Origin of the sequence: Rhizobium sp. NXC24, assembly GCF_002944315.1 — a bacterium.
In the GTDB taxonomy this organism is placed as follows: domain Bacteria; phylum Pseudomonadota; class Alphaproteobacteria; order Rhizobiales; family Rhizobiaceae; genus Rhizobium.
Map to the genome: position 1 here is coordinate 607,106 of NZ_CP024311.1, position 12,401 is coordinate 619,506.

Genomic DNA, 12,401 nt, shown 5'->3' on the forward strand with positions numbered 1-12,401 from the left:
AATTTGACGTTTACGCAAACGTCAATATTTTGTAAGGCTAGATCAGAGGCCGGAATGCGAGTCCGGCGGCGAATTGGAGGAATTCGAAAGATGCCAGTCTATAAGGCCCCGGTGAACGATACGCTTTTCGTCCTGAACGATGTGCTTGGGCTGGAACGCTATAGCAATCTGCCGGGTTTCGCCGAGGCCAGCCCCGACATGATCGAGGCGATTGTCGGCGAGGCGGCCAAGATGGCGGAAGAGGTGCTTTTCCCGCTGAATTATTCCGGTGATCAGGAAGGCTGCGTGCGTCACGGCGACGGCACGGTATCGACCCCGCAAGGCTTCAAGGAGGCCTACCGCGCCTATTACGAAGGCGGTTGGCTGGGCCTGGCGGTGCCGGAGGAATTCGGAGGGCAGGGGCTACCCTACACGCTGCATTGCGCTGTCGGCGAATATACCTCCGCTGCCAATATGTCGCTGATGATGTATCCGGGCCTGACGCAGGGCGCGATCGCCGCCATTCTCGTGCATGGCTCCGAGGAGCAGAAGCAGACCTATCTGCCGAAGATGGTCGCGGGCACCTGGTCCGGCACCATGAACCTCACCGAACCGCATTGCGGCACCGATCTCGGCCTGCTGCGCACCAAGGCAGTTCCACAAGCCGACGGCAGCTACAAGATTTCCGGCCAGAAGATATTCATCTCCGCCGGCGAGCACGACATGACGGACAATATCGTGCATATGGTACTCGCCCGTATCGAGGGCGCGCCGGAGGGCACCAAGGGCATCTCGCTGTTCATCGTGCCGAAAATCATGGTCGGGTCGGATGGTTCGCTGGGCGCGCGCAACGCGGTCTCCTGCGGCGCGATCGAGCATAAGATGGGCATTCATGGCAACGCCACCTGCGTCATGAACTATGACGAGGCCACCGGCTTCCTCATCGGCGCCGAGAACAAGGGCCTCAACGCCATGTTCGTAATGATGAACGAGGCGCGCCTCGGCGTCGGCCTGCAGGGGCTGTCGGTTGCCGAAATCGCCTACCAGAATGCCGTCGCTTATGCCCGTGAGCGCATCCAGGGCCGCTCGCTCTCCGGCCCGAAGGCGCCGGACAAAAAGGCCGACCCGATCATCGTCCATCCCGATATCCGCCGCTCGCTGATGACCATCCGTGCCTTCAACGAGGCCGGCCGCGCTTTCCTGCTGTGGACGGCACTGAAATCCGATATCGCCCATCGCTCCCCGGACGAGAAGGAGCGTCAGGCGGCCGATGATATCCTTGGTCTGGCGACGCCGATCCTCAAGGGCGTCATGACCGACAAGGGCTTCGAGCACGCCGTCATGGCGCAGCAGGTCTTTGGCGGTCACGGCTATATCGAAGAGCATGGTATGAGCCAGTATGTCCGCGATGCCCGCATCACCATGATCTATGAAGGCGCCAACGGCATCCAGGCGCTCGATCTCGTCGGGCGTAAATTGGCTCTGAACGGCGGTCGTGCCGTCATGGCGCTGTTCAAGGAGATCGGCGATTTCTGCGAGGAGAACCGCAATGACGAGCAAATGGCTTTCTACACCAAGCAACTGAAGAAGGGCTTGAACGACGTCCAGGCCGCGACCATGTGGTTCATGCAGAACGCCATGGCGAAGCCCGACAATGCCGGCGCCGGCTCCACGGATTACATGCACCTCTTCGGCCTCGTCGTCCTCGGCTACATGTGGGCGAAGATGGCGAAGGCGGCGCAAGCCGGTCTTTCGGGCGGCGAGAGCGAGCGCGAGGACTATTTGAAGAACAAGCTTGTCACGGCGCGGTTCTACATGGAGCGCATCATGCCGGAAACAGCGCTACGCAAGGCCCGCATCGAAACCGGCGCCGACACGATGATGGAACTGGCGGCGGAAGCATTTTGACAAGACTTACCTTCCCCCCGACGGGGAGAAGGTGGGTATGAATAAAAGGGCGGCTTGCCGCCGCAGGGAGATGAGACATGACCGAGGTTTTCATTTACGACCATGTGCGCACGCCGCGTGGACGCGGCAAGAAGGATGGGGCGCTGCATGAAGTGCCGTCCGTCCGCCTTGCCGCCAAGACGTTGGAGGCGATCCGCGACCGCAACGGTCTCGATACGAAGACGGTCGACGATATCATCATGGGCTGCGTCGATCCGGTGATGGATGCTGGCGCTGTCATTCCGAAGGCGGCTGCCTTCGAAGCGGGTTATTCGACCACGGCGCCCGGCATGCAGATCTCCCGCTTCTGCGCCTCCGGCCTCGATGCCGTGAATTTCGGCGCGGCCAAGATCGCGCAAGGGGCTGACGATATCGTCATTGCCGGCGGTGTCGAGAGCATGTCGCGCGTCGGCCTCGGCATGTCCGGCGGCGCCTGGTTCATGGACCCCTCGGTGAACTTCCCGGCCTATTTCATGCCGCAGGGCGTCTCGGCTGATCTCATCGCCACCAAATACGGCTTCTCCCGCGATGACGTCGACGCCTATGCCGTCGAAAGCCAGAAGCGCGCGGCCAACGCCTGGGAGAAGGGCTACTTCAAGAATTCCGTCGTACCGGTGAAGGATATCAACGGCCTGACGATCCTCGACAGGGACGAGCATATGCGTCCCGGCACCGATATGCAGGCGCTGGCCTCGCTCAATCCGTCCTTCCAGATGCCGGGCGAAATGGGTGGCTTCGAAGCGGTCGCCATTCAGGCGCATCCGGAAATCGAGCGCATCAACTATGTGCACCATGCCGGCAATTCCTCCGGCATCGTCGATGGCGCCGCCGCCGTGCTGCTCGGCTCCAAGGCGGGCGGCGAGAGCATGGGGCTGAAGCCGCGCGGCCGCATCAAGGCTTTCGCCAATATCGGCTCCGACCCGGCGCTGATGCTAACCGGCCCCGTCGATGTCACTGAAAAGCTGTTGAAGCGAACCGGCATGTCGCTCGCCGATATCGATCTCTTCGAGCTGAACGAGGCGTTTGCCGCCGTCGTGCTGCGCTACATGCAGGCTTTCGATATCGAGCATGACAAGATCAACGTCAACGGTGGCGCCATCGCCATGGGCCATCCGCTGGGGGCCACCGGCGCGATGATCCTCGGCACGGTGCTGGACGAACTGGAGCGCCGCGACCTCAATGCGGCGCTGGTGACACTCTGCATCGGCGCCGGCATGGGCACGGCCACGATCGTCGAACGCGTCTGAGGGGAGGAAACCAATGGCTTACACGAATTTCACCGTCGAGACCGACGCGGACGGCATCGCACTCGTCACCTGGGACATGCCCGGCAAGTCCATGAACGTCTTCACCGGCGAGGTGTTGGAGGAACTGAACGCCATCATCGATGCGACCGTCGCCGACAAGGCGACCAAGGGCGTGGTCATTACCTCGGGAAAATCCTCCTTCTCCGGGGGCGCCGACCTGTCGATGATCAAATCGCTCTTCTCTGTCTATCAGGACGAGAAGGCGAAGAATCCGGCGACAGCGGCACAAAAGCTGTTCGATCTCGTTGGCCGGATGACCGGCTTGTTCCGCAAGCTCGAAACCTGCGGCAAGCCCTGGGTATCGGCCATCAACGGCACTTGCATGGGCGGTGCGCTGGAGATGTCTCTCGCCTGCCACGGCCGCGTCGCCTCCAATGCCAAGAGCGTCAAGCTGGCATTGCCGGAGGTTAAGGTTGGCATCTTCCCCGGCGCCGGCGGCACGCAGCGCATCGCGCGCCTGACGGACGCGCAGTCCGCCCTGCAGATGATGACGACGGGCCAGTCGCTGACTGCAGCACGGGCCAAAGCGATGAACCTGGTCCATCATGTGGTCGAGCCGGATCAATTGATCCCTGCCGCCAAGCAGATGATCAAGGACGGTCTGAAGCCTATCGCGCCCTGGGATGAAAAGGGCTTCAAGGTGCCCGGAGGCGGCATCTGGACGCCGGCTGCCGCGCAGCTCTGGCCGGCAGCCCCGGCAATCCTTCGCCGCGAGACATCGGGCAACTATCCGGCCGCACTCGCCATCCTCAAATGCGTCTACGAAGGCCTGCAGGTGCCTTTCGATACCGGCCTCAAGATCGAGCAGCGCTATTTCACGCAGGTGCTGCAGACGACCGAAGCCTATGCGATGATCCGCTCGCTGTTCATCTCCATGCAGGAGCTCGGCAAGGGCGCCCGGCGTCCGGCAGGCCAGCCGAAGACGGAGCTGAAGAAGGTCGGCGTCGTCGGCGCCGGTTTCATGGGAGCCTCGATCGCCTATGTCACCGCAGCCGCCGGTATCGCCGTTACCCTCATCGACCGCGACATGGAAGCGGCCGGCAAGGGCAAGGCGGTTTCGGAAGGCCTGGTCAAGGAATCCATCGGTAAGGGGCGATTTACGCAAGACGAAGCGGCGGCACTCCTTGCCCGCATTACGCCGTCAGCCGATTACGCCGATCTGAAGGACGCCGACTTAGTCATCGAGGCAGTGTTCGAGGATCGCGACGTCAAGAAAGCCGTCATCGAGGCTGTTGAAGCGGTGCTGCCCGCGGGCGCCGTCTTCGCCTCCAATACCTCGACCCTGCCTATATCAGGGCTTGCGAAGGATTCCAAACGGCCCGCCGATTTCATCGGCATCCATTTCTTCTCGCCGGTCGAGAAGATGATGCTGACCGAAGTCATCCTCGGCAAGGAAACGGGCGACCGCGCCCTTGCCGTCGCGCTCGATTACGTCGCCGCCATCAAGAAGACGCCGATCGTTGTCAACGACACCCGCGGCTTCTTCGTCAATCGCTGCGTGCTGCGCTACATGTCGGAAGCCTATGACATGCTGATCGAAGGCGTGCCACCGGCGATGATCGAGAATGCCGCCAAGATGGCCGGCATGCCGGTCGGGCCTCTGGCGCTCAACGACGAGGTCGCCCTCGACCTGTCGCTGAAGATCCTCAAGGCTGCTGTGGCCGATCTTGGCGACAAGGCCGTTAATCCCGAGCACATGCAGTTGGTCACGCGTTTGGTGGAAGACGAGGGCCGCTTCGGTCGCAAGAATTCCAAGGGCTTTTACGACTATCCGCCAAAACCGGCCAAGAAGTCGCTTTGGCCGGGCTTGAAGGAAATGTACCCGCAGAAGAAGGCCGAGGAGATCGACGTTAACGTCCTGAAGCAACGCTTCCTCGTCACCATCGCGCTGGAGGCCGCCCGCACCATGGAAGAGGGCATCGTCACCGACCCGCGCGAAGCCGATGTCGGCTCTATCCTTGGCTTCGGCTTTGCTCCCTACACCGGCGGCGCGCTGTCCTACATCGACGGCATGGGCGTCAAAGCCTTCGTGGATGTTTGTGAATCGTTAGCTTCAGCTTACGGTAAGCAGTTCAAGCCGACGGCGCTGCTGAAGGACATGGCGGCGAAGGGCGAGACGTTTTATGGGCGGTTTGATCCGTATCGCGTAAAGGCGGCGGCCTGAATTTGAAAGAACTGCGTTAAAATTAGGGGTGGCGATAGCCGCCCCTGTTCTGTAGGGCCGTACTTTCTTTCTATTTTATGTGCTCAAGATCAGACGAATTGAATCTTGTGCTTGAACGATCTCGCTGTATAGTTGCACATGGCTTACGAGGGGGCTCATGTGTATCTGACAACTAAATTTGAAGGTGGATTGGCGGAAGAGCACAAAATTCCAGCTTATGAAGGTACTAAGTCGCTAGAAGGCTTAACTCGTTCCATCCTTATAGTTTCGAATTTTCTGGTTGAAGGTAAAGTTCGTTATAAAAAATTTGGACTGTGCCTCTTACATTTAATCTAGTTTCTCAGCAGCCAGGAAGTTTTGAGTCGATATATGAAATTGCTTACCAGGCAGCCGTAATAGGGGCTCCCGTCCTTGGTGATTTAGCTGGCGGTGTTGCTGGTAATTTGCTGACGGACCTAATCAAAACAGTATATCGTCGAGTTTGTGGAAATGTAGACGATGTTAGTGACCAAGTTGCAGCTTTGGAAGACGCGAGACCTGGCGATATAGGTGCTTTAGTGGATGCCGCGGAGCCATCAATTAGATTGGCACACAATGTTATAAACCACGGTGTAATGAATATAAACATACAGCAGTTAACGATCAATGCCCCTAATCAATTGGCAGCGTTAACACCCGCAACCAAACAATATGTATGGCAAAATGTTATTAATAATGCCGTTCGATTGAAGCTCTTCAGTATCGCCAGTTTCAACGCAAATCAAGGTACTGGTCGAGCATTTGATCTGGAGCAAGGGCGATCTATTCCTTTTGAGCTTTCATCTGACGTTGACCGAGTGAGCGTGGATACGCTATTAAGCAGTATTGGTTCCTATACAAGAAGGCGGCGCCTCGGCGACAATTTGAGCTCTGCTGTCGCGGTAAAATACACTTCTGTAGACGCGCTGGATAATCGCATGAAGAAAATCCGCATTCTGAAGGTCAGAAACGAAATTATAGATTTATAATCTTGATACGATCACAATTCGTATTCGTCTCGTATCTCTCTCCGCTTTTGCGTAATACGAAGATGAACTTTCTCAAGGGACACGACGATTCCTCCACAACAAGAATCGCATAAGTTGTTATTTAATTCACCGCAACAACAATAATAGATAGAATTTTCGGATTATTGTCGGGAGCGGCCCTTTCCATTCGTCCTCTGCTTAGTTCCATCAAACAGAGGAGACGAACGATGGCCGAGATTATTGGAAACCGCGAAGAAGCCGACGCCATCTTTGCCATGCTTGTCGCTTGGGCAACGGCGATCGGAGAAAAGAACGTCGCCGGCGTCATGTCGCATGTGACCGACGACATCGTGGAATTCACCCTGGCGCCACCGCTGCAATACAAGGGCAAGGATCAGCCTGGCCTGCAGAGCTGGTTCGATACCTGGCAGGGGCCGATCGAAGGCGATGTCGAAGACCAGAAGCTGACGATCGGCGGGGATGTCGCTTTCTGGAGCGGCCTGACGCACATGCTGGGCACCAAGACCGACGGCACCAAGGTCGACCTCTGGTTCCGCGAGACGCTCGGCCTCAGAAAGGAAGCCGGTGTCTGGAAGATCGCTCACGATCACGCATCGGTCCCCTTCGCCATGGACGGCAGTGGGTTGGCGGAGCTTAGGTTAAAGCCGTAGTCTCAGGTGCACGCCGACACCGTGACCTTCTCCCGGCCGGTCCTCAATGCCAGCACGCCGCTGACGACCAGAACCAGAATGGAGGCAGCATAGATATCCGTCGTTGCGGTGAACCCAACCGCCTTCGACAGGAACCCAGCCAAAATGGCGGGCAGGCTGAAGGCCAGATAGCTCTGGATGTAGAATGCCGAAAGCAGGCCGGCGCGTTCGTCGGCCTTGGCCAATGGCATGATGCTGCGCACGGCCCCGAGGAAATTGGCGCCGAAGCCGGTGCCCGCGATCATCGTGCCGGCGATGAGGAGCGGCACCTCCGCCAAATGCACGCCGGCGACCACGGCGAGAAGGCCGAGCGTCATGGTGGATATGCCGAAGGCCAGCGCGGTTGCCGCAGGTCTTTTGCGCAGCAAAAACACGGAGGCAGCTCCACTGATAGTCAATGTGCCGACGACCGAACCGCCGACGAGGGGCAAGGTGCTGCCCGTCGTGGCGCTGACCAATGACGGGACCAGCGAAAGATAGAAGCCGCCAAGCGCCCAGACCGCGACATTGATCGGAGTCAGCGCCAGCAATGTCCGGCGTGCCTGCGGCGGTATGGCCACCTCGGGCCTGAGCGAGGCGATAAGGCCCGGTCTACGCCGGGTGGTTTCAGGCGTTATCCAAATCAGCACGGCCTGTATGACGAGAAGAGCAAGCACGATTGCATAGACGAGAAGTGTCGGCGCCGGCGCATATTGCACAAGGGCGCTGGTTCCGAACGCGCCGATCGCCATGCCGATAAGCGGCGCGATGCTGTTGGTCACCGAACCCCTGGCCGGATCGAGATCGACGAGTGCGGCGCCGAGCGAGGCTGCCGCGGCACCCGTCGCGAAGCCTTGCACGATGCGCGCGGCAATCAACCAATTCGGGCCGTCGGCCGTTAAAAACAGCGCCATCGCCACCATATTGAGGATAAGCGAGGCAAAGATCACCGGCCGTCGTCCCAGATGATCGGAGATCGAACCGACGATCAGAAGCGAAATGAGGAGCGCGAAGGCATAGACGGCGAAGATCACCGTGATCAGCACCGGCGAGAAGGCGAAGACTTGCTGATAGATTCGATAGAGCGGCGTCGGCGCAGACGAGGCGGCAAAGAAAGTGGCGCTGGTGGCGGCATGGAAAAATGGCGCCAACCGGCGGCCACGTCGCAGCAGTGAATTGTCGGTGGATTCGATCGCGGTCATCGACTATATCCTGGCTTAAAGCAAAAAAATTGCGTTAAGCACATGTAGTGCACCGTATCGCTAAAAGCAAATAATTTGCGTTAGTGGCGCGCTATTACCGGTGATGCGAGAGACGCAGTAAAGGGAAGATTGGCATAAGATAATGAATTCAAAGGAAAACCCGCGCCCCGGCGGGCGCAGCGCAAGGGTGCAGGCCGCTGTGCATCAGGCGGTTCGCGAGATGTTGGCCGGGATGGAACGCGCCGATGTGACGATCCCGCTTATTGCGCAGCGCGCCAATGTGACGCCATCGACGATCTATCGCCGCTGGGGCGACTTGCAGGAATTGCTGGCAGATGTCGCCGCTTCGCGGCTGCAGCCGGAAACGGAGCCGCTCAAAACCGGCAGCGCCAGGATGGACCTGCAGGCCTGGGCCGAGCAATATGCTGACGAAATGTCCTCCGGCGCCGGCCGGCAGATGATCCGCGATATCTTGGCGGTGTCCGGCACGGCGAATGCGGAGAAGTGCTCGGGCTACACGCAGCAGCAAGTACGTATGATCGTCGCCCGGGCGAAAGAGCAGGGCGCGGCCTTTCCGACGCTCACCGAAGTGATGGACTTCGTCATCTCACCGATCATGTACCGCATTCTCTTCGATCAGGTGCCGAGCAGCGACTATATTCATGGCCTGATCTCGCGGGTCATGCCCAAGGATGCGGCCAAATCCAAAACTGCGGAAATAACCCCCGATGTGTCCGGCGCCTGACAAGGCCCTCGACGGGCTTGTTTCTTCCGCAGGTTTAGGCCGCGTTACGCCGCAACCGGACAACAAGTAAGCCGGCGATCACACTTGGAAAATGCTGCGGCCACTGATTCCCTTGGGATATGCAGCATCGATGTCTCTATCGCGCCATTTCGCTATTGAAGAACAGAGCTAAAGATGATGCTAATGGTTGCTGAATAGATTCAACGGCAACGCAAAGGGGACATTCGATGCTGAATGAATTCAAGGCATTTATCGCCCGCGGCAACGTCATGGATCTCGCGGTCGGCGTGATCATCGGTGGCGCCTTTGGCGGTATCGTCAAGTCGCTGGTTGACGATATCATCATGCCGATCGTCGGCGCCATTTTCGGCGGCTTCGATTTTTCGAACTACTTCGTCGGCCTTTCCTCGGCGGTCAACGCGCCGACGCTCGCCGCCGCCCGCGCCCAGGGCGCGGTTTTCGCCTACGGCAATTTCATCACCGTCCTCATCAATTTCCTCATCCTGGCCTGGATCATCTTCCTGATGGTCAAGGGCGTGAACACGCTGCAAAAGCAGGTCGCGCGCAAGGAAGAGAAGGCCGCGGAAGCTGCACCGCCGCCGGCTGACGTGCAATTGCTCACTGAAATCCGCGATCTCCTGGCCAGGCGTCCCGCCGTCTGAGGTCCGTTTTCCGCCTTTGTTTTCCGCCCCCGGCCTATCAACGGTCGGGGGTCATTCATCACGAAAATCGATTGGTCGCTCAGTCAAAGTCATGGGATTTGCCCGCCGAATTGCTCTAAGAAAGCAAAAACCGGAGACTTTGCATGTCGATATTGGATAGCCTCAGCCCGCGTGCGCTGGCCGCGCCCGAAAGCGGGATTGTGGAAGTGGTGAACTATGCCCGTGGCCGTGATGGCCTGCTGCCGCTCTGGGTCGGCGAGGGCGACCTGCCGACGCCGGATTTCATCAACCGCGCGACCATGGCCTCGCTCAATGCCGGCGAAACCTTCTATACGTGGCAGCGCGGCATACCGGAGTTGCGCCAGGCACTTTCCGACTATTATGGGCGACATTTCGGCGTCTCTCTGCCGATGGAGCATTTTTACGTCACCGGTTCGGGCATGCAGGCGATCCAGCTCTCGGTGCAGGCGATCACCTCGCCCGGCGATGAGATGATCTATCTCTCGCCGGCCTGGCCGAATATTGCGGCCGCGCTCGAGATCGCCGGCGCCCGCTCGGTCGCCGTGCCGCTGCAGTTCGAAAACGGCAAGTGGACGCTCGATCTTGAGCTTTTGAAAGCGGCGATCACGCCGAAAACCAAAGGCCTCTTCATCAATACGCCGTCGAACCCGACCGGCTGGACGGCGACGCATCAAGACCTCCGCGATATCCTGGCGCTTGCCAGGGAATACGGCCTCTGGATCATGGCCGACGAGATCTACGCGCTCTATTACTATGCCGGCGGCCGGGCGCCCTCCTTCCTTGACGTCCGGCAAGCCGACGACAGGATCATGTTCGTCAACTCCTTCTCGAAGAATTGGTCGATGACCGGCTGGCGCGTCGGCTGGATCGTGGCGCCTGCGGAGCTTGGCCAGGTCATCGAAAATCTCGTGCAGTACTCGACCTCCGGTGTGGCGCAGTTTATGCAAAAGGGCGCCGTTGCCGCTTTGAACGAAGGCGATGATTTCGTCCGCTCCAACATCGCCAAGGCGGCCCGTTCGCGCGATATCCTTTGCGACGCGCTGATCGCGACCAATCGCGTCCACACGCTGAAGCCGGATGGCGCACTCTATGCCTTCCTGAAGATCGACGGCGTCACCGACAGCCGCAAGGCCGCCCTCGATATCGTCGACAAGACCGGTGTTGGCCTGGCACCCGGAACGGCCTTCGGCAAGGGCGGCGAACTCTTCATGCGGGCCTGTTTCCTGCGTGATCCCGCGCAGGTAGCGGATACCGCTGAACGCCTAAGCCGCTATATCCTGAGTTTGTAAGGGCAGGACTCCTTGCTGATATATTGACTGAACCCGGCCTCTGCGCCGGGTTTTTCGTCCGTGAGACTAGGATCGATAAAATTCGAGCAATCCCTGAAAACTCCGCCTAACCATAGGAACAATCTTCCCTGCGCGGTACCCCGCTCAACCCCTGCTTTTAATCAAATCCGTAAGAAAGCGGGCTTCATATGCTTCTCATATTACTTTGCAGAGGCGCGAAGAATGACAGTGTTGGTGACGGGCGGCGCGGGATATATCGGCAGCCATATGGTCTGGAAATTGCTCGACGCTGGCGAGGATGTGGTGGTTATCGACCGTCTTTCCACCGGCTTTCGCTGGGCAGTCGCGCCGGCTGCACGCTTCTATCTCGGCGATGTCGCCGATGAAGTGTTGCTGCAAAAGATCTTCGCGGAAAATGATATCGACGCCGTCGTTCACTTCGCCGGCTCCGCCGTCGTGCCGGCGTCGATCGAAGATCCGCTAGCCTATTACGACAACAACGCCGGCAAAACCCGCATCCTGATGAGCGCGGCGATCAAGGCCGGTATTCGCCACTTCGTCTTTTCCTCCACCGCCGCCGTCTACGGCCCGCAGCCCTCCGACGAACCGGTGCGGGAAAACGCGCCGCTGCGGCCGGAAACACCCTATGGGCAATCCAAGCTGATGTCGGAATTGATGCTGCGCGATGCCGCCGCCGCTTACGATTTCAGCTATGTGGCGCTGCGTTATTTCAACGTCGCCGGCGCCGATCCGAACGGCAGGACCGGCCAATCGACCGACGGCGCCACGCACCTTATCAAGGTCGCCTGCGAAGCGGCCCTCGGCCGGCGCCGCCAGGTGGATATCTACGGCACGGACTATCCGACACACGACGGCACCGGCGTGCGCGACTACATTCACGTTTCCGATCTCGTCGAAGCCCATATGATGGCGCTGCAGCATCTGAGACGCGGCGGCCGGCCGCTGGTTGCCAATTGCGGTTATGGCATGGGCTATTCGGTGCTCGATGTCCTGAACATGGTCATGCGCGTCTACGGCCAAGCGTTTCGCATTCACATGGCGCCGCGCCGGCCCGGCGATGCCGCCAGCGTCGTCGCCGATGCCACGCTCGCCCATCGCGAACTAGGCTGGGAGCCGAAATACAATTGCATGGAGACGATCGTGCGCTCGTCACTGGAGTGGGAAAACTACCTCGCGCACAGATCCGGTTTCGATGTCAGTGGCCTGCATAAGGTGTTCGCAGCACCCAGCATCTGATGCTGGAATGCATGAATATATTTCGATGTTTGGGTGAAACTCAAAGTATACAACAATCATCGGTAATATTTCCCAATAAAAATAACTGAAAATCAAGTTTTTTGTGGTTTTGTGTGGGTGGGGGAAGGAAGC

10 protein-coding genes are annotated in these 12,401 nt (G+C 59.0%); 9 read left to right on the forward strand and 1 reads right to left on the reverse strand.

The window, feature by feature from the left end; genetic code table 11:
* The first annotated feature begins 90 nt into the window (after positions 1-90).
* From NXC24_RS03030 to NXC24_RS03045, 5 genes are all read left to right on the forward strand, one after another.
* Positions 91-1,887 carry an acyl-CoA dehydrogenase C-terminal domain-containing protein gene (locus tag NXC24_RS03030; RefSeq protein WP_104821951.1) on the forward strand — a complete coding sequence of 599 codons (1,797 nt, stop codon included), beginning with the start codon at positions 91-93 and terminating at the stop codon, positions 1,885-1,887.
* 77 nt (positions 1,888-1,964) lie between these two features.
* Positions 1,965-3,173: an acetyl-CoA C-acetyltransferase gene (locus tag NXC24_RS03035; RefSeq protein ID WP_104821952.1), complete on the forward strand. Its 1,209-nt coding sequence runs from the start codon at positions 1,965-1,967 to the stop codon at positions 3,171-3,173.
* 13 nt (positions 3,174-3,186) lie between these two features.
* Complete coding sequence (locus NXC24_RS03040; protein ID WP_104821953.1) at positions 3,187-5,397, forward strand: FAD-dependent oxidoreductase; 2,211 nt, start codon at positions 3,187-3,189, stop codon at positions 5,395-5,397.
* A gap of 314 nt (positions 5,398-5,711) precedes the next feature.
* Positions 5,712-6,404, forward strand: a complete 693-nt coding sequence (locus NXC24_RS35005; protein WP_158704416.1) for a hypothetical protein — start codon at positions 5,712-5,714, stop codon at positions 6,402-6,404.
* 227 nt (positions 6,405-6,631) lie between these two features.
* Positions 6,632-7,075 carry a nuclear transport factor 2 family protein gene (locus NXC24_RS03045; RefSeq protein ID WP_104821954.1) on the forward strand — a complete coding sequence of 148 codons (444 nt, stop codon included), beginning with the start codon at positions 6,632-6,634 and terminating at the stop codon, positions 7,073-7,075.
* Between the two features lie 2 nt (positions 7,076-7,077).
* Here NXC24_RS03045 and NXC24_RS03050 read toward each other — a convergent pair whose 3' ends face one another.
* The gene (locus NXC24_RS03050; RefSeq protein ID WP_104821955.1) at positions 7,078-8,295 is read right to left on the reverse strand and encodes an MFS transporter; all 1,218 of its coding nucleotides are present in this window, start codon (positions 8,293-8,295) and stop codon (positions 7,078-7,080) included.
* Positions 8,296-8,437: 142 nt separating this feature from the next.
* On the opposite strand from NXC24_RS03050, the gene NXC24_RS03055 reads away from it, so the two are divergent.
* The 4 genes from NXC24_RS03055 (at position 8,438) to galE (ending at position 12,269) form a co-directional block, all read left to right on the forward strand.
* Positions 8,438-9,040, forward strand: coding sequence for a TetR/AcrR family transcriptional regulator (locus NXC24_RS03055; protein WP_104821956.1), 603 nt, complete (start codon positions 8,438-8,440; stop codon positions 9,038-9,040).
* A gap of 227 nt (positions 9,041-9,267) precedes the next feature.
* Positions 9,268-9,702, forward strand: a complete 435-nt coding sequence (gene mscL, locus NXC24_RS03060) for a large conductance mechanosensitive channel protein MscL (protein ID WP_104821957.1) — start codon at positions 9,268-9,270, stop codon at positions 9,700-9,702.
* Positions 9,703-9,845: 143 nt separating this feature from the next.
* The gene (locus NXC24_RS03065) at positions 9,846-11,012 is read left to right on the forward strand and encodes a pyridoxal phosphate-dependent aminotransferase (protein ID WP_104821958.1); all 1,167 of its coding nucleotides are present in this window, start codon (positions 9,846-9,848) and stop codon (positions 11,010-11,012) included.
* A 222-nt stretch (positions 11,013-11,234) separates the two neighbouring features.
* A complete protein-coding gene (gene galE / locus NXC24_RS03070; protein ID WP_104821959.1) occupies positions 11,235-12,269 on the forward strand; it encodes a UDP-glucose 4-epimerase GalE in 1,035 nt (344 codons plus the stop codon).
* Positions 12,270-12,401 lie beyond the last annotated feature (132 nt).